The organism is Niveispirillum lacus (assembly GCF_002251795.1).
Classification (GTDB): Bacteria; Pseudomonadota; Alphaproteobacteria; order Azospirillales; family Azospirillaceae; genus Niveispirillum; species Niveispirillum lacus.
In genome coordinates this window covers 1-22,271 of record NZ_NOXU01000019.1, presented here as the reverse complement: position 1 = coordinate 22,271, position 22,271 = coordinate 1, and the positions used below count along the sequence as shown (strand labels likewise).

General features: G+C 60.5%; 14 protein-coding genes. 10 read left to right on the top strand and 4 right to left on the bottom strand.

Going from position 1 to position 22,271, the window contains the following annotated elements; genetic code table 11:
- Nucleotides 1-20: 20 nt before the first annotated feature.
- Nucleotides 21-1,856, bottom strand: coding sequence for a DUF885 domain-containing protein (locus tag CHU95_RS02745; protein ID WP_094453506.1), 1,836 nt, complete (start codon nucleotides 1,854-1,856; stop codon nucleotides 21-23).
- Between the two features lie 121 nt (nucleotides 1,857-1,977).
- Between CHU95_RS02745 and CHU95_RS02740 the strand changes: the two genes are divergently transcribed.
- Both CHU95_RS02740 and CHU95_RS02735 read left to right on the top strand, forming a co-directional pair.
- Nucleotides 1,978-2,874, top strand: coding sequence for a LytTR family DNA-binding domain-containing protein (locus CHU95_RS02740; protein ID WP_094453504.1), 897 nt, complete (start codon nucleotides 1,978-1,980; stop codon nucleotides 2,872-2,874).
- A 9-nt stretch (nucleotides 2,875-2,883) separates the two neighbouring features.
- On the top strand, nucleotides 2,884-3,681 hold the full coding sequence (locus CHU95_RS02735) for an outer membrane beta-barrel protein (RefSeq protein ID WP_094453502.1): 798 nt from the start codon (nucleotides 2,884-2,886) through the stop codon (nucleotides 3,679-3,681).
- A gap of 656 nt (nucleotides 3,682-4,337) precedes the next feature.
- On the opposite strand, the gene CHU95_RS02730 is transcribed toward CHU95_RS02735, so the two are convergent.
- Complete coding sequence (locus tag CHU95_RS02730) at nucleotides 4,338-4,850, bottom strand: winged helix DNA-binding protein (protein WP_094453500.1); 513 nt, start codon at nucleotides 4,848-4,850, stop codon at nucleotides 4,338-4,340.
- 80 nt (nucleotides 4,851-4,930) lie between these two features.
- Between CHU95_RS02730 and CHU95_RS02725 the strand changes: the two genes are divergently transcribed.
- From CHU95_RS02725 to CHU95_RS02705, 5 genes are all read left to right on the top strand, one after another.
- Nucleotides 4,931-5,659 (top strand): DUF969 domain-containing protein, encoded by a 729-nt coding sequence (locus tag CHU95_RS02725; RefSeq protein ID WP_094453498.1) that lies wholly within the window; start codon nucleotides 4,931-4,933, stop codon nucleotides 5,657-5,659.
- On the top strand, nucleotides 5,656-6,603 hold the full coding sequence (locus CHU95_RS02720; RefSeq protein WP_094453496.1) for a 5-oxoproline transporter, DUF979 family subunit: 948 nt from the start codon (nucleotides 5,656-5,658) through the stop codon (nucleotides 6,601-6,603). The genes CHU95_RS02725 and CHU95_RS02720 overlap by 4 nt, the downstream gene beginning before the upstream one ends.
- A gap of 8 nt (nucleotides 6,604-6,611) precedes the next feature.
- Entirely contained in the window at nucleotides 6,612-7,631 is a 1,020-nt protein-coding gene (locus CHU95_RS02715) for a DUF2891 domain-containing protein (RefSeq protein ID WP_094453495.1), read from the top strand.
- Nucleotides 7,631-11,197 carry a hydantoinase B/oxoprolinase family protein gene (locus CHU95_RS02710; RefSeq protein WP_094453493.1) on the top strand — a complete coding sequence of 1,189 codons (3,567 nt, stop codon included), beginning with the start codon at nucleotides 7,631-7,633 and terminating at the stop codon, nucleotides 11,195-11,197. The genes CHU95_RS02715 and CHU95_RS02710 overlap by 1 nt, the downstream gene beginning before the upstream one ends.
- Before the next feature lie 484 nt (nucleotides 11,198-11,681).
- Nucleotides 11,682-13,028: an ABC transporter ATP-binding protein gene (locus tag CHU95_RS02705; RefSeq protein ID WP_207762346.1), complete on the top strand. Its 1,347-nt coding sequence runs from the start codon at nucleotides 11,682-11,684 to the stop codon at nucleotides 13,026-13,028.
- On the opposite strand, the gene CHU95_RS02700 is transcribed toward CHU95_RS02705, so the two are convergent.
- Nucleotides 13,004-13,792 (bottom strand): TylF/MycF/NovP-related O-methyltransferase, encoded by a 789-nt coding sequence (locus CHU95_RS02700; protein ID WP_094453489.1) that lies wholly within the window; start codon nucleotides 13,790-13,792, stop codon nucleotides 13,004-13,006. The two genes, CHU95_RS02705 and CHU95_RS02700, sit on opposite strands and share 25 nt — an antisense overlap.
- A gap of 226 nt (nucleotides 13,793-14,018) precedes the next feature.
- Here CHU95_RS02700 and CHU95_RS02695 point away from each other — a divergent pair, with 226 nt between their 5' ends.
- The 3 genes from CHU95_RS02695 to CHU95_RS02685 are packed head-to-tail and all read left to right on the top strand — an operon-like array spanning nucleotide 14,019 to nucleotide 20,817.
- Nucleotides 14,019-18,140: a glycosyltransferase gene (locus CHU95_RS02695; protein WP_094453487.1), complete on the top strand. Its 4,122-nt coding sequence runs from the start codon at nucleotides 14,019-14,021 to the stop codon at nucleotides 18,138-18,140.
- A gap of 5 nt (nucleotides 18,141-18,145) precedes the next feature.
- Nucleotides 18,146-19,981 carry an asparagine synthase (glutamine-hydrolyzing) gene (gene asnB, locus CHU95_RS02690; RefSeq protein WP_094453485.1) on the top strand — a complete coding sequence of 612 codons (1,836 nt, stop codon included), beginning with the start codon at nucleotides 18,146-18,148 and terminating at the stop codon, nucleotides 19,979-19,981.
- Complete coding sequence (locus tag CHU95_RS02685; protein WP_094453483.1) at nucleotides 19,981-20,817, top strand: ABC transporter permease; 837 nt, start codon at nucleotides 19,981-19,983, stop codon at nucleotides 20,815-20,817. Before asnB ends, CHU95_RS02685 begins: the two co-directional genes overlap by 1 nt.
- A gap of 47 nt (nucleotides 20,818-20,864) precedes the next feature.
- On the opposite strand, the gene CHU95_RS02680 is transcribed toward CHU95_RS02685, so the two are convergent.
- The gene (locus tag CHU95_RS02680; RefSeq protein WP_094453481.1) at nucleotides 20,865-21,956 is read right to left on the bottom strand and encodes an acyltransferase family protein; all 1,092 of its coding nucleotides are present in this window, start codon (nucleotides 21,954-21,956) and stop codon (nucleotides 20,865-20,867) included.
- Nucleotides 21,957-22,271: the final 315 nt, after the last annotated feature.

Sequence of the window (22,271 nt, the reverse complement as noted above, 5' to 3'; positions counted from 1 at the left end):
TTACCGCCAGGCGGGCATGGTTATGCCGTCAACCGCCCCTCGACCAGCGCCTCCAGCCGGGACAGCGGCACATTGCCCGTCATGACCAGCGCGTCGTTGAAGCGGCGGAAATCATACTTGACCCCCAGCTTGGCCTTCAAATTGTCGCGCACGCGGTTGATGGCCGTGTGCCCGATCTTGTACGCGCAGGCCTGACCCGGCCAGGAACAATAGCGGTCCACCTCCCCCGTCACCTGGGTGCGGGTGGAGCCGTTGTTGGTGGCAAACCAGTCGATGGCCTGTTCACGGGTCCAGCGCTTGGCATGGATGCCGGTATCCACCACCAGACGACAGGCGCGAAACGCCATGGATTGCAGGTAACCCAGCTGTCCAACCGGGTCCTCCTTGTACACGCCCAACTCGTCCGCCAGCTGCTCGGCATAAAGCGCCCAGCCCTCAGTATAGGCGCTATAGGCCAGCAGGGTGCGGATCAGGGGCAGCTTGTAGCTGTATTCCCCCTGCCAGATATGGCCGGGAATGCCCTCATGATAGGACAGGGTCGGCAGGGCATGGCGGGGCCAGATGGTGGTATCGCGCAGGTTGATATAGTAGGAACCCGGCTGGCTGCCATCCATCGACCCGGCACTGGCATAGCCGCCGGGGGCCCCGGCCTCGATGGAAACGGGCACACGCTTGACCACCAGCCTGCCCGGCACCAGCACGGTGAAGGCCTGCGGCATACGGGTGCGGATATCATCGACCAGCCCGTTGATATAGGCCAGCAGATCGGCACGGCCCTTCTCATCGTTAGGCCAAAGATAGCGGGGGTCCTTGCCCAGTGCGGCCATACGCTCACCCACCGTTCCCTGGGTCAGACCCTGGGCGCGCAGCAACGGTTCCATGCACGATTGCAGCATTTTCAGTTGCTCCAGCCCCATGGCATGCACCTCGTCCGGCGACAGGGTCGTGGTGGTGGCCGCACTCAGCGCCCAAGCGTAATAATCCGCCCCCTGCGGCAAGGCCCAGACGCCGGCTTCACCGCGCGCCGTCCGGCGCTGTTCCTCCATCACCGCCTGCTGACGCTTCAGGGCCGGCAGGACTTTGTCGGTGACGATGGACAGCGCCTCGCCCGGCCTGGCATGGCCCACCTGTTTGGCGCCTGCCTCGAAATGTTTCACAATCTCCCATTCGGCTACCGGCGCAGCGGTGGTACGGGTAAACTGCCCGATGGCCTTGTCCAGCAGGAAGCCCGGCAGTGTGACCCCTTGCCCGCCCTCTACCCGCAGCCGCTCTGTTTCCGCATCCAGCACAACGGCATATTGGGTCAGTCGCGACAGGTAGCTGTCGGCATCCTCCTGGGCCTCGATCTTATGCTGGCTGGTCAGGAAGTCCGGTACCTCGACAAAGGCGCCGATATTCTGGGCCACGGCATAGGGGCTGTTTCGGTAAGAATAGCTTTGGTTCAGCAGCGCCATATCGCCAAAGCGGAACCCATGCCCTGTGGCCGACAGTTCCAGCGTGGCCTGGGCCACCTCCAGATTGGCCTGCATCTCCGCCGACAGACCGTTGCGCTCCAGCGCCTTCACAGCAGCCAATTGTTCCTTGACCACCCCGCGCTGCACCTCAATCCCGGCCAGCGACCGGTCAGCCAGTTTGGCCCGCAGACCTGCATGCCGGCCGGTGTCGATGCCCAGTTGCGTAGCATTCTCCGGGTACCAGGCCAGAATACGGTCAGTCAGGTGATCCAGGAAGGTCTGAGCCCTGATGGTAACCTCCCCGGCGGTAGCCAAGGCACTGGGCGCCAGCGCTGACATGGCCAGTGAGGCGGTTCCGGTCAGAAGCTGGCGTCGGGTGGGAGAAGCGGCATCACGGGTCATGCGGTTTTTGCCTTTGCCAGAGTTCGGCTGGAACAATCAGCATTATGCCGCTCATCCCTCCCCCTCCGTCCAGTACGACACAATGCGAAGCGCCGACAATTGACTTTGAGCTGCTCGTTCTATGAATAACTTCAAACAGCAGATTGCTAATGATCACGGGGTTGGCATGCGTGACCAGATAAAGCAGTGGGGGCGATCCTGGGTCGGTTACCATGGAACTGGCATGGTCTTCTTGATTTCAATCTTCACTGCTCTGGATCCGTCACCGTCCCAAGGGCGAGACATTCCAGATCGCATCATCTTCTGGAGCGCCCATATTGGGTCAGGCCTTTTGATCCTGATTCTGTGTCAATCAGTCCTGGCACACACACGCCTCTTCAGGAGAAAACCGGCGTGGGTAAGCATTGCGGCAGCAGGGATCATGGGGGCTCTTGCCTTTACGCCAATCGCATTGGGGCTCGACCAGCTATTCCCCGACCTGGACGCAGACCCGGTCGACGGTAGTGTTGGTGTTCTTGGGATGCTGGGGGAGGAGTTCGCTGGTTTTTTGGTCCCCTTCATTGGTAGCTGGTTTCTGCTCAATGCCCCAAAGCTGATGGAGTCCGGAAAGCTTGCGGCAACGACCACACAAGAGGACCACGCAGCCTTGGTCCCTATATCCGAACCTGCGTCAACGCTCTCCGCTGCAATCCTAGATGGTTTTCTTGACCGGGTTCCACCTCGTTTGGGTCGTACCATCGTGGCTCTGTCCGCAGAGCTTCATTACCTGCGGGTGCACACCACGCTTGGTGAGGCACTGATCCTCTACAGCTTCGGGCAGGCTGTGATCGAAATGGACGGCACTGACATCGCCGGGATGCAAATCCACCGGTCCCACTGGGTGGCACTGAAACAGGTTGTTGCCTTGGAAAAAGAGGGCGAGCGACTGATCTGCGTAATGCCGGGTTCGCTGCGATTCCCTGTCAGTCGCCCTTATCGTCCAGCACTCCGGGCAGCCTTACGCGGACTTCTGGAGTGATCCCGACCAATGATTGCTGGTCTTGGCGGCCATCTGATGTCGATCCATGCAGATGCTATGGCTGTTCGTGCAAATCTTGGCGCGATGGCCAGCGCACCCCCAACGTCCAGACTAAACTACTGTCCATCTGCACGTTTTCAGAAGGACCTCATGATGTTGCGTATCCCCTTGTTCCTGCGGTTCATGATTATTCCCGCCATGTTTCTTTCTGCGCCCAGCAAAGCCACGGCAGAGGGCGCATACATAAAGGCTCTCGGCGGGCTATCGGTAATGCAACCTGATACGGCACGACGCGGTGCTATGGCACCCGTCGGCGCCGACTTTGACAGCGGATTCGCGACGGGCGCAGCGGTTGGCTACGCGTTTACATCGAACCTCGCAATGGAGTTGGAGTTCATGTATCGCACGGCTGATCTTGCCAAGTTTGACAATCCTATACTAGGTACAGTTGGCGATTACGCCTCCGCAACTGTAACGGCCCACGCCCTCTACACCTTCGATGGTTGGTATACCGGTGCGATGGGTACCTGCCGCCCCTTTATAGGAGTCGGACTCGGCACCGTGGAGGAAGTTGACTTCGACCTCGCCGCTGGCATCAGCAATCAGGAGTATGAGGCATCGGGCGATATTCTTTGGCAGGTCAGGGCCGGTGCGGACTGGGCCTTTGCCAAGGACTGGTCTCTCACCGCAGAGTTACGGTACCTTGACATGGGCACACCGTCGCTGAAGTCTAAGTCCGGTGGACAAAACTTGGTTGCAGGATACAGCACAATCGACCTTTTGGTTGGGTTGACATATCGATTCTAACAGCCCAGTCGAAGGGGCGAGAACCAGTGGCCGTCCCGGTTCAGCCCCGCCCCCACAGTTTTGGTAGCAGTGACGAAGACCCGTTCACGGCATCCGGCTGCTGTTCTGGATCACTGTTCCGCCGGTTGGCCGACATCCGCCAAGCCGATGGCACAACCGACACGACCGGTCAAAGCTCGCGCCGAAATCAACATGTCTTACTCAGATACAATCTGATTTCGGAGGAGGCTATAGTATGTTCAAAAAAGCAGCCCGCCCGCGCCGACGAGCGGTTACGGGCTCTGACCGGTTGCCAGTTTACCATCGAGAATAGTTTTGAAGACCCAACCGGCGACATCTCGACGAATGGGGCCAAACTCGATCAGCCTGGAACTCAGAGTGACAAGGAACCTTCCTCACGCCTTCAACGACCCGTCTCTCGTTGTCGGCAACGGTAGTGCTGACGGTATAACGTGCGATGACGGGCGTCCCGTCCAAGCGGCGCGTGGCGGTAAATGCAGCGGGGGCATGACGGCACCGTTCGCCGTGACCGCTCAATGTTCCACTCTGCCAAGTCGGTTCTGTCGCCACCTCACCCTAGGCTGACAATCTGGGAGGATCGCGAAGGTAGCACTGGACCAATCCCCGCCCCGAAGCCATCAACGCCAGTGATCCGATCACAAGGTAGCGGCGGCGCGTGCCGCTTCACCATAGATGCCTGATAGCGCCCGAAGCCGGGCAGCAGATTGAGACAATGCTTCTTCACTGATGCCGCAGGCCTGCAAACTGTCAACCAAGAGCTGCTCGCGCACCTGTTTATAGGTCTCGCAGAAAGTCACACCAGCTTCTGTGACCTCGACAAGCTTTTCCTTGCCGACGCGTTTGGTGCGCACAAGGCCAGCCCCCTGCAGCTTGCGCAACGCGTAGTTGGCCAGATGCGCGTCCTCAATATGCAGGACCAGCATGATATCGACAAAACGCTTGGGCCGACCGCGGTGACGGACCGTATGAAGGATCAGCACCTCCAGCGGCGTCAATTGCGCGCCGGCGACAGCCGCACAGCGCACAATCCAACGCTGAAAGGCTGACGCGGCCAGGGTAAGACTGAATTCTAGTTCCGATAAAGCGGGCGACCCACCCTGCGCCAAATGGGCAGAGGACACGATCGGCGTTTTAGGTTGCTCACTCATGATGGCCCTCATTGATATGATATCGATAAATTGTTAGCATCTTATCGAGAAATCATATCCCAAGCCGTTGGGGAACGCCAATGCTGGTGCTGGTGGGCATCTTGATCGTGGTGGCTGGTTTTGCGCTGCGCGCCAATCCACTGCCGACCATCCTGGTGGGGGCGGTAGCAACGGGCGTCGCGGCGGCACTTTCCTCTGGTTTGCCGGTGGCAGACTTGCCGAAGGCAGCCCTGGACACATTGGCCCGCTTCGGGACAGCCTTCAACGACAACCGCTACTTCCACATCACCTGGCTGATCCTGCCCTTGATCGGGCTGCTGGAACGCGCCGGCTTGCAGGAAAAGGCCAAGACGTTGATCACCCGGTCAGGGGCTGCCACGCCCGGCCGCCTGCTGCTCAGCTACCTGGCGGTGCGGCAAGGAACGTCGGCTCTGGGCCTTACCTCACTGGGCGGACACCCACAGATGGTGCGTCCCCTGATCGCCCCCATGGCGGAAGGGGCGGCAGAGGCACAATTAGGTCCGATCCCGGACAATGCCCGGTTTCGTATTCGGAGCATGACAGCCGCAACCGACAATATCGGCCTGTTCTTTGGCGAGGATATCTTCATCGCCATCGGGTCCATTGTATTGATTGTAGGTTTCATGGAACAGGCAGGCATTCATGTCGACGCGCTGCATGTTTCGCTTTGGGCCATCCCCACGGCCATCGTAGCCTTTTTAGTGCACGGTGCACGATTGATGCTGTTTGACCGGGCACTGCGCCAGCAGGCCAGCAACCCGGGGCGCCGGGAGGGGACCGAGCCATGATCACGGTCGACCATGCCTATCTGCTGCTGGGTGTCATGTTCCTCGGGTTCAGCCTGCTGACCCTGCGTGACCCTGCACATCCCAAACGCCTGTTGGGAGGCCTGTTCTGGGGACTTCTGGCGGTGTCGATGCTGTTTGGTGGCCTGCTGGGCGGGCTGGGCAACGGGCTGCTGGTCCTGGCCCTGGTTACCATCGTCGCCGTCGGTGGTCCGGGTGCCAGCCGACTTCCCGCTTTGTCCAGTGCGGAAGCAGCGGCACCAGGCTACAAGCTGGCTGTACTGGCTGTCGCGGTGCCGTTGCTGACCGTTGTGGGAACGCTGGCTGCCCAGCATACGGAGATGGGAAAACTGCTGATCAGTACCCGGCAGACAACCTTGATCGTATTGGGTCTGGGCTGCCTACTGACCCTGGTGGGGTGTATGCTGTGGCTACGCCCGCCGGCTCTAGCCCCGGTGCGCGAGGGGCGCCGCCTGATGGAAGGGATCGGCTGGGCCGCCCTGATGCCACAGATGCTTGCGGCATTGGGGGCTGTGTTTCTGGCGTCCAATGTCGGCAATGTGGTTGGTGACCTGGTCAGCAGTGCCTTCGCACTGGACACCAGATTCATCGCTGTCACCGTCTATTGTCTGGGCATGGCCCTGTTCACCATCATCATGGGCAATGCCTTCGCGGCCTTCCCGGTAATGACCGCAGCCATTGCGCTGCCCATCCTTATCCATCAGTTCGGCGGAGACCCTGCTATTGTCTGTGCGATCGGCATGCTGGCCGGTTTCTGCGGTACACTGATGACGCCAATGGCCGCTAACTTCAACGTTGTCCCGGCCAATCTTCTGGGCCTGCCCGACCGGGACCGTGCCTTCAACGGTGTGATCCGGGCCCAGGCTCCAAGTGCTTTGGTGATCCTGATCGCCAATATCCTGCTGATGTATTTCCTGGCGTTCTGAGGTCATCGATGAGCAGCACGATCCTGTCCCCCGCCCTGGCCAGCCATCTGGCCGCCGCCCCATTGGACCATGTGACACAGGAATATCCCAACAAGCTGGACCATGTGATGGGTGGTGCAGGTGACGTGCAGTCACCACGAGATCTGCATCCAATCTTTTTCGGGAGTTTTGACTGGCATTCCTGTGTCCATGGTTGGTGGACCCTGTTGACGCTATACCGGCTGTTTCCGAATATGCCGGAAGCGCTTGCCATCCGCGATCTCGCGGACCGGATGCTGACACAGGCAGGGGTCGCCGGAGAACTCGCCTACCTGAACCGCCCGGAAAGTGCTGGATTTGAACGGCCCTATGGCTGGGGCTGGCTGCTGATGCTGGCGGCTGAACTGCACCGTCATGACAGTGACGAGGGACGACGTTGGTCGGCCACCCTGCACCCATTGGCTGACGCCTTCGCCGAAAGGTTCAAACGCTTCCTGCCCAAATCACCCTATCCGGTGCGGGTCGGCACCCATATGAACACAGGCTTGGCCCTGCGCTTTGCCCTCGAATATGCGGATCTGGTCGGGGATACCGACCTGGCCACCCTTTGTCGGAGCAAGGCCCTGTCCTGGCACAGCCAGGATATCGGCGCACAGGTCTGGGAACCGTCGCAGGATGAATTCCTGTCGCCGACCTTGCAGGTGGGCGAACTGATGCGCCGGGTACTGCCGGCCGACCAGTTTGCTCGATGGTTTGACGCCTATCTGCCAGACGGGTTACCGACGGTGTTGCTGCAACCCCCGCTGGTCACCGACCGCAGTGATGGCAAGATCGCCCATCTGGATGGGTTAAGCCTGTCGCGTGCATGGTGCCTGCGCAGTCTGGCAACAAGCCTTTCCCAGGACGACCCGCGCCGCATACAGGCGCTGGCGGCGGCTGAACGGCACGTGTCCGCAGCCCTTCCCCACATTGCTGAGGATTACATGGGGCAGCACTGGCTGGCCAGCTTCGTGCTGCTGGCGGTTGCCGCCCACCGGGAGGATGTGTGATGAGCGGCTGGCAATTCTGGATCGACCGGGGCGGCACGTTCACCGATGTTGTCGCGCGCCGTCCAGACGGCACGCTGACCACAGCCAAACTGTTGAGCGAGAACCCGGAACGCTACAGCGATGCGGCCACTGCGGGCATCCGTACGGCCCTTGGCCTGCCACTGGACGCGCCGCTGCCCGCCGAGATCATTGATCAGGTGAAGATGGGCACGACTGTCGCCACCAATGCCTTGCTGGAACGCAAGGGCGCCCGAACCTTGCTGCTGATCAACCGGGGGTTCGCCGACCTGCTGGTGATTGGTCACCAGACACGTCCGCGCCTGTTCGACCTGGATATCCGCCTGCCCACCCCGCTCTATGAGGCCGTGGAGGAGGTGGGTGGCCGTGTTGATGTCGATGGCAACGCCTTGGAGACCTTGGACGAGGCCGCCATCCGCACCCTGCTCGTTCGCCGGCGGGCGGAAGGGTTCGAGGCCGTGGCCATCGCGCTGGTCCATGCTTGGAAATATCCTGCCACGGAGCGACGCTTGGCCGAACTCGCGCGGGAAGCCGGCTTTGCCCAGGTCTCTCCCAGTCATGCAGTCAGTCCGCTGGTCGGTCTGGTATCCCGGGGGCGTACCACGGTGGTGGATGCCTATCTGTCGCCGATCCTGCGCCGGTATGTCGACCGGGTAGCCAGCGAGTTGGGCGAAACGAAGCTCTATTTCATGCAGTCGAATGGCGGATTGGCGCTGGCCCAGGATTTCCAGGGCAAGGATGCCATTCTGTCGGGTCCTGCCGGCGGTGTGGTCGGGGCAGCCCGTACAGCGGAAGCAGCGGGAGAGGTCCGTATCATCGCCTTCGACATGGGCGGCACCTCTACCGACGTGGCGCTTTATGCCGGATCTTTTGAGCGGACATTCGATACGGAGGTGGCCGGCGTGGAAATGCGCGTGCCGATGATGGCCATCGAAACGGTGGCCGCAGGCGGCGGGTCCATCCTGCATTTCGACGGGTCACGCTTCCGCGTCGGCCCCGACAGCGCTGGTGCCAATCCCGGTCCCGCCTGTTACCGCCGGGGCGGTCCGCTGACGGTCACCGATGCCAATGTCATGTGCGGCAAGATTGTGCCTCGGCATTTCCCGGCCATTTTCGGCCCCAAAGGCGACCTGCCGCTGGATGAAGCGATTGTCGCCGAAAAGTTCGCGGAACTTGCGGTCCGGATTGGTGATGGGCGCAGTCCGCACCAGGTGGCTGAGAGTTTCCTAAGCATTGCGGTCGCCAACATGGCCGCTGCCATCAAACGCACGGCGTTGGAACGGGGTGAGGATGCCGCCGAATTCACCCTGCAATGTTTCGGGGGCGCCGGTGGTCAGCATGCTTGTTTGGTCGCGGATGAGATGGGCATGGGACGTGTCCTGATCCACCCGTTCGCCGGCGTGCTATCGGCCTATGGTATGGGGTTGGCAGACCAGACAGCCACGCGGCAGCAGGCGGTGGAGCGTCCCCTGACCAGTGCCGCTGACCTAACTTGTTTGGCCGAGGCGCTGACTGCCGACGCAATTGCCGCCCTGACGGGGGGGGCGGATGCCATCACCGTCAACGCCTCGGTCAGCGCCAATCTACGTTATCAGGGAACCGATACGGCCCTGCAGGTACCGTTTGGTGATGCGACGGCCATGCGGAGCGCCTTTACCCAGGCACATATCCGTCGCTTTGGCTTTGCCACACCAGATCGGGCCCTCATCGTGGAAAGTCTGGTAGCTGAGGCCGTGAGGCCGGGGGAGAAGGTCCGCCCCCTGGCACCCCTAAACAGCGGTGCTTTGACACCAATCGACGGGGTGGAGATGTGGAGTGGGGGTGCCCTGCATGCGACCCCGGTTTTTGATCGCGAGGCTCTACCTGTCGGCAGCCGCGTGACGGGTCCCGCTCTAATCCGGGAAGCTATCGCGACGACCGTTGTGGAACCGGGCTGGCAGGCGGAGGTCCTGGCCGGTGGGGAATTGCTGCTCACCCGTATCGTGCCGCTGACCCGCGCCACCGTCACCGGGGAGAAGCCCGACCCTGCGTTGCTGGAACTGTTCAACAACCGCTTCATGGCCGTGGCTGAGCAGATGGGCGCTGTCCTGCGCAACACCTCCACCAGTGTCAATATCAAGGAGCGGCTGGATTTCTCCTGCGCCCTGTTCGACGCGGCCGGCAACCTGATTGCTAACGCCCCGCATGTCCCGGTGCATCTCGGCGCAATGGGTGAAAGTGTCCGCACAATCATCCGCAGCCGTGGGGATCATCTGCGCCCTGGCGACGCCGTTGTCCTGAACAACCCGTTCAATGGCGGCACCCACCTGCCGGACATCACCGTGGTGACCCCGGTCTTTGGGCCAGATGGCAAGGACCTGCGCTTCTTTGTGGCCAATCGGGGGCATCATGCCGATATCGGCGGGGTCACTCCCGGCTCCATGCCCCCCAATTCCCGCAACCTGGAGGAAGAAGGGGTCGTGATCGATGATTTCCTGCTGGTTGCCAATGGAGAGTTCCGCGAACAGGCCTTTCGGGCGTTGCTGGCTTCGTCTCCCTGGCCGGCGCGCAGCCCGGATGTGAATGTTGCCGACATCAAGGCACAACTGGCCGCCAATGAGGCTGGGGTCCGCGAGTTATCGGCCCTGGTCGACCGCTATGGCTGGTCCGGGGTTCGCGCCTATATGGGCCATGTCATGGCCAATGCCGAAGAAAGCATCCGGCGGGTTCTGGACCGGATTGGCGACGGGCATTTTGATTACGAGATGGATAATGGTGCGGCCCTGAAGGTGGCGATCCGCGTGGACCGCACAAAGCGGCAAGCGGTGATCGATTTCACCGGCACGGCACCGGAGCATGATGGCAACTTCAACGCCCCGCCGGCCGTTACCCGCGCTACGGTTCTCTATGCCTTCCGCTGCCTGATTGGAGACGACCTACCCCTCAACGAAGGGTGTCTGAATCCGTTGGAGATCATCCTGCCCATGGGTTGTTTCCTCTCCCCATCGCCAGGCAAGGCCGTTGTGGCCGGCAACACCGAGATCAGCCAAGCCGTCTGCACTGCCCTGCTGGGCGCCCTCGGCGTGACAGCCAGTGCGCAGGGCACCATGAACAACTTCCTGTTTGGCGCTGACCGATTCCAGTATTACGAGACGATCTGTGGCGGCGCTGGTGGCGGTCCGGGTTTTCATGGGGCCAGTGCCGTGCATACCCACATGACCAACACACGCATCACGGATCCGGAAGTGCTGGAACTGCGCTACCCGGTCCGGCTGGAGCAATTTGCCATCCGCCGCGGGTCGGGTGGGGCTGGGCAGTGGCACGGCGGCGATGGCGCGGTGCGAGCGGTGCGAGCCTTAGAACCGATGACGGTGACCTTTGTCGGGTCCCGCCGCACGGTTCCACCATTTGGCCTCAGGGGTGGTGAGCCTGGCGCCTGCGGACAGCAACGGGTTGAGCATGCCGACGGCCGTGTCACCCCGCTGCCGGGCGTGACACGCGCCGAGCTTTTGCCATTGGATTTATTTGTAATTGAGACGCCTGGGGGTGGTGGTTACGGATTTGTGTGAGTTCTGATTGGTGGTTTATTCTGGAGATGATGTTGGTTTTGGCGCAATGAGAAGCCCTATAGCCTTTTGAAGCTACGGGGCTTCATTAAAGGCGAATATTGGGCCCAGCCGACGATAAAGTGCAATTATCACACTGATTTATGGAACTTTTTAGACGCAGATCCCTCTGGTGCCCGCAGGCCTCCTACCGGGTCTGAGACCGGGTGATAGGTCAGAAGAGCAGACCAAGTACCTCTCCAATACGCAATCAATCGCTTCTGTCCCCTCAGGGAGGGCTGAGATCGCGCAAGATCCGATCATCATGCGGCTGCCTTCACCGCGTGAGACCATCAGCCAGACCGGCCAGACAACGCGATGATGCAACCGCTTCCACACCATGCCAGCGGCAGGATCGCGGCCCCTTGACGCCGGTCCAGCAGAACGCGACAACCAGGGCCATCCGCCCCACACAGATGAGGTGACTGCATGGCATGGAGAATGGACCTTGTCCGATCAGAGTGACGAGAAGGACATTGCAGAAGAGGTGACTGTTCGGGTGGAGGGACTGGGGAAATGCTATGCCATCTATCGTTCCCCGGCCGACCGACTGAAACAGATGCTTCTGCCTTGGCGGCGGTTCCACACCGATTACTGGGCCTTGCGTGATGTCAGTTTCGATGTACCGCGCGGCCAGACTGTGGGCATCCTGGGCCGAAATGGCGCTGGCAAATCGACCCTGCTAAAGGTCATCACGGGCACGGTAGAGCCCACATTGGGGAAAGTAGCGGTTCGGGGTCGAGTAGCCGCCTTGCTTGAATTGGGGGCGGGGTTCAATCCAGAATTCACCGGCCGGGAGAATGTACATCTGGCGGCTGCCGTGCTTGGCCTTACCGACCGTCAGATCGCAGAACGTTTTGACACCATCGCCGATTTCGCCGGGATCGGTGACTTCCTGGAACAGCCGGTGAAGCTTTATTCCAGCGGCATGTATGCGCGTCTAGCCTTTGCCGTGGCGGCCCATGTCGATGCCGATATTCTCATCATCGACGAAATCCTGTCTGTTGGTGATGCGGCCTTCAACCAGAAATGCATGCGCTTCATCGAAGGCTTCAAGAAGCGAGGCACCATCCTTTTCGTCAGCCACGATGCGGGTTCAATGGCACGCCTGTGCGACCGCATTGTCTGGCTGGATTGCGGAACGGTTCGTCAGGTTGGCCAACCCAAGGAAGTGCTGGAAGCCTACATGGCGTCGGTCTATGGCGAGAGCGACGGGGATCGGCTGCGTATTGGCGGTCGTCGTGCAACTCCCCCGGCAACTGTTTCCGCGCCGCCCCCGCCGCCTTTAGCCAGCCAAGTCCAGGTTTTCGATTTCGATCCCGATGCCCCTTGGTTCGGGCTGGAGGGTGCCCGCATCCTGAACGCCACGTTGACCGACGTCGATAGCGGCAATGTCACCATGCGGGGGGGCGAGAATGTGGTCCTGACGATCACCGCCCAGGTCCATCAGCCCATGGCGCAACCGATTATTGGCTTTCTGGTCAAGGACCGGCTGGGACAGATCATTTTCGTCGATAACAGCTTCAGCACTCATTCCCTGCTGCCGCGCATGGCCGAGCCGGGAGAGATTCTTACGGCCCGTTTCCACTTCACCTTGCCGCATCTGGCCGAAGGCGACTACGCCATGTCCGTCGCCATCGCCGAGGGCACAGAGACAGCGCATGTGCAGCACCATTGGCTGCATGACGCGCTGTTTTTCCGTGTCACGACAGGCCGTTCCTTCCGCGGACTGGTGGCTGTACCCATGGACCAAGTCAGCCTGGAAATCGGTCAGGCTGAACCCTTGCGCCAATAAACGCCGGTCCAGTCGATCTCCACGATCGGGTCTGTAATCCCCCGGCGCTGCCGGAAATCACGGACGGCATCGGCACAGGCAGGCACCGCCCCAAAATCATCGATAACGATGAACCCGCCAGGCGGTACCCGATCATAAAGGGAGTCCAGGGCCACAATGGTACTTTCATAAAGGTCACCATCCAGCCGGAGCACAGCGATGGACCGGACAGGGGCCGTCGGCAGCGTGTCGCGGAACCAACCCTCGATGAAGCGCACCCTTCCGTCCAGCAGACCGAACCGGCGGAAATTCTCTTCCACCACGCGGCGACCTGCCTTCAGGTAATCAATCGTGCTGAGGTCGGCGGCGAACTCCCCCGGATAGCGTTCGAAATCGGGCGGGGGCAATCCCTGGAAACTGTCGGCAAGCCAGACCCAGCGGTCTTGCGCGCCCAACACATCCAGCACGGCCTTGGAAAAAATGCAGGCACCGCCGCGCCAGACACCGGTTTCGACCACATCACCCGGCACCCCATCGGCCACCACCGCCTCGATGCAATAACGCATATTCGCAAGCCGCTTCAGGCCGGACATGGAATAGGCACGCTGCGGCCAGTCCCCACCCTCCGCCCGTATTGCTCGACGCACCGCCAGATCGTTCAGATCAAGTCCGGCATATTCAGGACGGACAAACTCACTGCCGTCATGGACACTGATATTCACGTAGTCGGTCAGCACCTGCATCAGCAATGTCAGGTACCGATCCCCGGATGCATCCACGGGCATCGCCGCACTCTCCCAGTTTTCAGCCGGGCCTCGATAGCGCAGTTCTACAGTTTCGGCCAGTGGCTCGTCGAGGCTCGGGGGACAGCGCGCTATCCTTTCCCCGCGCAAAAACCGCATGATATAAAAGTGTTTCTGTACCAACCCCACCCCGTTGCAGAGTGGAACCGCTGACCTTGATGCGCCCGCCATACCAGGAATGCCCCGCCGATAACGGCAGGACGTATCCATGACCCGGTCCGACGATTCTGGGCGCAATGATCTGGGGGAGATTGACTTCCTGGCCCGCCGGATTGTTTTTGCAGAACCGCAACGCTTGGTTTTCCCGCCTCCGTGGACGGGGCATATTCCATTCGCATTTTGGTTGGTGTCGGCCTGCCGCCCCGATCTGCTCGTTGAACTGGGAACCCACACGGGTAACTCCTTCTGCGCCTTTGCACAGGCAATAGATACGATAGGCCTGCCGACGCGGACCTATGCCGTAGACACCTGGGAAGGCGACCCCCACGCCGGCCTTTACGGGGAAGAGGTGTTCCGCGAGTTGGAGGCTTACCATGATCCGCGCTATGGGCATTTTTCCCGCCTGCTGCGCATGCGTTTTGATGATGCGCTAAATCATTTCGATAGCGGATCAATTGATATTCTGCATATTGACGGCCTGCATACATATGATGCGGTTCGGCATGATTTCGAAACCTGGCTCCCGAAGGTGAGCCGGCGTGGCGTCATCCTGTTCCATGACGTCAATGTCAGGCAGGATGATTTCGGTGTTTGGCGGTTCTGGGAAGAGGTGGCGGCCCGCTACCCCAGCTTCGCTTTCCTCCATTCCAATGGTCTGGGTGTCGCCTATGTCGGCGATTTGCCGCCTCCGGGCGACCTCGCAAAGCTACTGAGCCTCGCGTCGGCTGGCGACGCTGGATTGAACACCGTCCGTCAGTTCTTCGCCCGGTTGGGTACCGACCTGAGGGGGCGGGTGATGGCGCCGCATTGGCAGGCGAAGGCGGATCATCTGGCTAAAGAAGTCGATACGCTCACTGTTGAAAATACGGCCCTGAAAGTTCGCATCGGTATCGACGCTAAAGAAACTGCGGGCTTATCTGCTGAATTCACATCATTGACTTTGGCGAACCGGGCACTTTGTGATCAAATCGAGCAACTGAAAGGTCAAATCCGACAGCAGGAAGAGCTTCTGTCGGAACGAATGGATTTAATTCATGCTCTTCGGGGGTCCACGTCCTGGCGTTTGACAGAGCCGTTGCGCCGTATCTCACAGAAGCTACGGCATTTGCCCGCCCTCGTTCGACATCGGCTGAACCTGCTGGAAGCTGGCATAAGCCTTCTGCGCAATCAGCCGGCACGACTACCGGAGATGGTGTCGGTAGTTCGACGGTCAGGCCTGCGGGCACTTGCCGCCGATATCCGGGACAAAGGCTTCGCAGCCGAGATGTCCCTGGCCGGGGACAGGACACCAACGGAGCCCCGTTATCAATCCTGGCTGTTGGTCAACCAACTGACCGAAACCGCAGCCGATATTGTGCGGGCGCAGTTGACCGAACGGGCTGATCGCTTGCCGCTAATTTCTGTGGTCATGCCGGTATTTAACCCGCCACCGGCCCTGCTGGAACGCGCCATCGCCAGCGTCATTGATCAGATCAATCCCCATTGGGAATTGTGTATCGTTGATGATGGTAGCCCCGACCCGGCGGTTCGCCGCCTGTTGAAAGGTTGGGCGCGACGCGACAAGCGCATCAAGCTGGTCCGGCAGCGCAATGCCGGGATCAGCCACGCCACAAACCGCGCGGCCGCCCTGGCCACCGGGGCGTATTTGGCGTTCCTGGACCATGACGATCGGCTCGCACCCGATGCCCTGGCGGAGATGGCCATTCGGCTGGCAGACCGTCCCGAGACCGACATGGCCTACAGCGACGACGACAAGATCGACACAGCCGATCGGCGCTTTGCGCCACAGTTCAAGCCGGGCTGGGCGCCGGTGCTGCTGTTATCCTACATGTATATGGGGCATCTGCTGGTGGTGCGGCGCCGGTTGTTCGCTGATCTGGGTGGGATGCGGGCGGGGTTCGAGGGATCGCAGGATTACGATTTCGCGCTTCGGGCGGCCGAATACACCGACAAAGTCCTGCATGTTCCCAAGGTTCTGTACCATTGGCGCGTGCTGCCGGGATCAACGGCGGCATCCGGCGACGCCAAACCGGCCGCGTTCGAGGCCGGCCGTCGCGCTGCGGAAGAGGCCTTCCAACGGCGCGGTCATTTGGTCCCGGTAGAACAGCCTGCCTGGGCACAAGCGGCCAAGGTCGGCATCTTTGCACCCGTCTTCCCGGATGATGGGCCACGCGTCGCCATCATCATCGCAACGCGCAATCACCTGGAATTGCTGCGCCCCTGCGTTGAATCGCTGGCCCTGACATCCTATCGCAATGCGGAGATCGTCATTGCAGACAATTGCAGCGACGATCCAGCAACACTGGCATACCTCTCCGCCCTGCCCTATCGTGTCTTACGCATCGCCAACCCGCCCCCAGGCCGGTTCAGCTACGCCCATTTGAACAATGAGGCGGCCCGACAGGTCGATGCGGATTATCTGCTGTTCCTGAACAATGACACCAAGCTGCGCGATCCGCGCTGGCTCAGCCAGATGATGGGCTATGCACGTCTGAAGGGGGTGGGCGCTGTCGGTGCGCGGCTGCTGTTCGGTGACGAGACGGTTCAACATGCAGGCGTGATCCATGGTCTTCTGGATGGCATGGCCGGGCACGCCCTGCGCCACGCCCCGGCCTGGGACCATGGCTATCTGGCCTATGGCATGGTGGCGCGGGAGTATTCGGCCGTAACGGCAGCCTGCTTGCTGACACCGCGTGACTTGTTTGTGCAGGTTGGTGGCTTCGACGGTGATCATTTTGCCGTGGCCTATAATGATGTCGATTATTGCTACCGGCTGGTTGATCAGGGATGGCGGTGTGTGTATTGCCCACAGGCCGAGTTGTTCCATTTCGAAGGCAAAAGCCGGGGCTATAGCGACAATCCGTCTGAAGTGCGGGACTTCCGTGCCCGCTATCTGAACCGCGCCGACCCCTGGTACAATCTCAACCTGACCCGCGATGACGGCAGTTTTAGCGTCCGTCCCTATCATCTACCGTTACGGCCGGAACGTCCGGTCCGCACCTGCGCGGTCAGTCATAACCTGAACCATGAGGGAGCCCCCCTCAGCCTGCTGGAACTGACCATCGGCCTGAAGCAACGCGGGATCACGGAGCCGATGGTCCTGTCCCCGCAGGACGGGCCGCTGCGTGCAAAATATGAAGCGGCCGGTATCCCTGTCATTATCACCGGCCCACAGTTGGAAAGCACGCCGACAGGATGGCGTTATCACCAGCCACAGGAAAATCTGGTCATACTGATGCGCGGGTGGGGCACCGAAATGGTCCACGCCAATACCGCGCAGACATTCTGGGCGATCCGCGCGGCGGAGGCCGCAAATATCCCCTGCCTGTGGAATATACGGGAGAGCGAACCATGGCAGAATTATTTCGACTTTCTTGTCCCTGGCCTGCGCTCTGAGGCGGTGGCCGCCTTTGCCGTCCCATACCGCGTGGTATTCGTATCCCACGCCACCCGCGTTGGCTGGGCACCCATGGAAAGGGTGCACAATTTCACGGTCATTCATAACGGTCTGGATACGCAGCGGCTGCGGCACCATGTTGAGGCAATCGGCCGAACACAGGCGCGAAGCAGTCTGGACCTGGCCCCGGACGAGGTAGCCCTTGTGTTGGTCGGTACGGTCTGTGAGCGCAAGGGGCAACTGGACGCCGTCCGCTGCCTTGCCTTGTTGGATCAGGCTCTCATCCCGCACTTGCGTCTGTTCATTGTCGGCGATCGGCTAGGTCCCTATTCGGATGCTCTGCATGCGAGCGTAGCGGCGCTGGACCCTGTACGGGCGGCACGGGTGACGATTGTACCAGAGGGCGATGTCGTCCCGACCTATCTGGCCGCGGCCGATGTGGCGCTGTGCTGTTCGCGGGTGGAGAGCTATCCACGGGTGGTGCTGGAAGCCATGAGCCTTGGTTTGCCGATCGTGACCACACCGGTTTTTGGCATCCGCGAACAGGTCCGCGAGGGTGTGAACGGGCTTTTTTACAACCCTGCCGACGAAGCCGGTCTGGCGGCGATCCTTTCGCAAATTCTCTGCGACGGTGCCTTGCGGACCCGGTTGGCGGCCAACAGCCTGCCCGTCTTCGAAAGCCTCATTACGTTCGACCAAATGCTGGCCTGCTATGCCGACCTTTATCGGGAGGCACGGTATAGTCGCGGTGAGCTGTTTCAGGCCGGGGGCTGACCGGCATGTGCGGCATCGCCGGTTTCATCAATGCGGAATTGGGGCCCCAGGCTCTTGTGCATCTGCTGGACAGCATGGTGACGCGGGGGCCGGATGGTGCGGGTATCTATCATGACGGCCCCATTCATATGGGCATGCGGCGTCTTTCAGTCATTGACCTGCCCCAGGGGGGCCAACCACTCTTTGGGGCCCACGGACAGGTCGTCGCCTTCCAGAATGGCGAAATCTACAATCACCGATCATTGCGGCGGGAGCTGGAAGCCGCCGGTTATCAGTTCGTGACGGCGAGTGACACTGAGGTTCTGGCCCACGGCTTTTGCCATTGGTCCATAGAAGGATTGCTGGCACGGCTGGATGGCATGTTCGCCATTGCCATTCTCGACCGGACACGTGGCGAATTGCATCTGGCGCGTGATCGGTTCGGAGAAAAGCCATTATTCTTCGCAGCCGCAGATTCGGGGTTCGGTTACGGGTCGACCATGCTTGCCGTCGCCGCACTGCCCTGGGTGACGGGGGAGCCCGACCCGCTGGCCGTGGATCGCTATCTGGCCTTGCACCATGTGCCGGGTGACCAATGCTTCCTGCGGGGAGTGCAGCAGTTGTTGCCCGGCGAAAGACTGGTCGTCCGTCTGGCGGATCTGTCGGTCAGGCGCGCGCGGTATTACCGGCCCCCATTGCGGCGCACCGCCCCGGTGGATGATCGTACCCTGGCGGGGGCGCTGGAAAGGGCTGTGAGTTCCCGGTTGATTGCCGATGTGCCGGTGGGCGTGTTCCTGTCCGGTGGACTGGATAGTTCGCTTGTTGCAGCGATCGCCGCCCGGCAGAGACCGCGCATTGACACTTTCTCCATGGGCTTTGGCGATCCTTTGGTGGATGAAAGCGCGCATGCGGCGGCCTTGGCACGGGCAGCGGGAACGACTCACCATGCCTTCACCTTCGATAACGACCATTTCCTGACTTTGGTGCCGGAAGTCGCGGCTGCGCTGGATGTACCTTTGGGCGATCAGGCGTTGCTGCCCGTCTATTGGCTGTCACGCGAGGCGCGCCGTCACGTCACCGTGGTTCTGTCCGGCGAGGGCGCAGACGAGGTGTTTGCCGGTTATGGCTATTACGCGTCTGTTTCCCCGCAAACTGTCCCTGGCTGGTCGCAGCGCCTGCGAAATCGGATCACGCCAGCTACCTTGCCTGCGGTCGCGCCGTTGCTGGATGAAGTGACGTTGGCTACGCCTTCTGGATTCCCGTTGTTGAGCAGCGCGGCCACGCGCCATTATCTGACCGGCCGGACCGGCGTCCAACCCGATGGATGGGAAATAGACCTGCGGGATTGGTTGGCCCTTGCCAAGGACCCGTTGCAACGGGCCACAGCGGCAGAGATCGCCACCTGGTTGCCCGATGATCTTCTGGTGAAACTGGACCGAATGACCATGGCGCATGGGCTGGAAGGACGCGCCCCCTTCCTGGCCCCTGAACTGGTCGAAATGGGGCTTAACTTGCCAGCGCATGAGCGGCGCTTGGGGGGCGTATCCAAACGTGCCTTGCGCCGCGTCGCCCGCCTTTATCTGCCGCCCGCCCTGTTGGACCGCCCCAAACAGGGGTTCGTCCTGCCGATGGAACCTTGGTTACGCCAATGGTTTGCACAGAGGGGGGGGCCGCAGGCTTATTTCACGGCCGGTTTATGTGCGGGTTTGCACCCCACAGCCGCTGCCCATCTTGTTTCGGACGAATTGGGACGCGGCAACCCCAATGTCCGCCTGCTGTTTGCACTGGTCATGCTGGTCGAATGGGCCAGAGCGTTTCAGAAGAAATGCGGGCATCTGTCCCGTCTGGTGAGAGGTTCCTGATGGTCGATACCAATGCCGCCGCCGCACCGGGCCTGGGTCCTTTCGGTCCCCTCATAACCCTTTGGCGCCATCGTCGACTGATCGGCCGGCTGGCACGGCGTGAACTGGCATCCCGCTACCGTGGATCAGTCCTGGGGCTGGTCTGGTCTGGGCTGACACCTTTCATGATGCTGGCTGTTTACACATTCGTGTTCTCCAGTGTGTTTCAAACACGGTGGACAGCCAACAGTCAAAATACCGGCGAATTTGCGCTGTTTCTGTTCGCCGGTCTGACCTTTTTCGGTATCCTGGCCGACAACGTTAACCGTGCGCCCGGCCTGATTCTGGAAAACACCGCCTATATCAAAACGGTGATTTTTCCACTGGAGGTGATGCCTGCTGTCACAGTGGCGAGCGCTCTGGTGTCCGCTGGGATCAACATGGTCATACTGATGCTGTTTTACGGGCCGGTCTTTGGCGTTCCACCGGTAACGGCACTGTTGGCACCCCTGGTTCTGATCCCTCACTGCCTGTTGGTTCTGGGACTCTGTTGGTTCCTGTCTGCTGCGGGGGTTTTTCTAAGGGATATCAGGCAGTTCATCGCCGTTCTCACGACATTGCTGATGTTCCTAAGCCCGATTTTCTATCCAGCCGCCGCCGTCCCGGAAAGCGTGCGTACTGTTATCGAACTGAATCCCCTCGCGCCAATGCTTGAACTGTGGCGGGCCTGCCTGTTCGCGGGCACACCCTTCGATATCGTGGCTTTTGCCAAGGCGTTGGCACTGGGGTGGGCTGTCGCCTGGGCCGGGCATGCCTGCTTCATCAAGGCCAGGAAGGCGTTCGCCGATGTCGTCTGACCATCGGCCGCGCTGTCCGTCTTCGTCCTTGGCTTTCTTGACCCGGTTCAACGGGTGTGCCGCGTAGCCGTATAGTGTTTGATCAACTTCTTCGACAGATGAATGGACGGTTGCTCGACCAGGTTGAAACTCAGCAGCGACAGGGGCAACACCAAACACAGCGCAGTGGCCAGCATCGCCGTGAAGCGCACTGTCGGCGGCGCCTCCCATCCATTCATCCATTGAAACAACGGGTTGGCCATGATGATGATCGGTCCATGCAGCAGATAGACGGAATAGCTGATGCGCCCAACAAAGGATAACGGCCGGTCAATTAGGGCAGGGAATCCCCGCAAGGCGGCACCCAGCACGAAGAATCCAAAACAGAAGGTTTCCCAATGGGCGGGCGGCAGGATGCCAATCAGCCGTCCAGAAGCCAGAAACGCATAGAGGGCGAACGCGACAGACAGCAGGATCAGGCCAATTTCACGCGCACCATCCTGCTGGGCATAGCGTTGGTAAATGGGGAAAACCAACATGCCGGCAGCGAAGGCCGGCAGGTAAAGAAAAATGGTGAGGATGCTGTAGCGTTCTGCCACCGCCGAGTCCACCGGCAGATAGCTCAGCAATCCCATGAAGATCGGAAAGGCAGCGAAGCTGCCGATAAACAAAGCTGCACGTTTGCCGAGCGTGTCAGCGCTTCGATACAGCGCAGGGAACATCAAGTAAAACAGGACCTCGACCCCAATCGTCCATCCCGCGAAAATCAGGCAGTCCGCTGCTTTCGGGTACAGATTGAATAGCAGGGTAAAATTAGCCAACAGAATATCGAACGGTGGCAATTGTCCTTGTGCGATCTGCATCGACAGCAATTGATACACGGTGACCAGATAGAAAAGCGGAGCGATCCGCAGGAAACGCTTCGTGAAAAAGCTGAAAAGCGGGGCACCAGAACATAAATGGGCCGGCATGGTGAGGCAGAGTGAGAAAGCGCTGAGCACGAAGAACAGCTTCACCCCCGATCCGCCATAGGCGGTGAACAGCGCCCAGTCAGGGATGGTGGCCTGCGGCGTGACGATCAGCGGCAGATGATAAACCAGCACCATCAGGGCTGCGATCCCACGGATACCATCCAGAACGCGCAGCCGATCTTCTGACATCGTCACTCAACCCCACCCTGGTTTACTTCACTCAGCGCTAAAAGCCTGACACGAAACGTAGTCAGGTGAGAGCGGGCCCCTGGAGACCGGGCCATTTTGCGCGGCATTGAGCCCAGCATTTCTCAGTCTACGCCGCCACACACAGTTTGTCCGCCCCGTGCCTGGATGTCTCGTGGGGTGTTTATCACCGAACGGCGCCCTGAGGGCGCTGGAGTTTGTGGGAATGGAGGCAGCGTCAGGAAACCCAGAACGCAACCACAGCCTGCAACCAACATTCTTACCATTGGTTGGGCGTTGGCTGGGCTGAGGGGATAG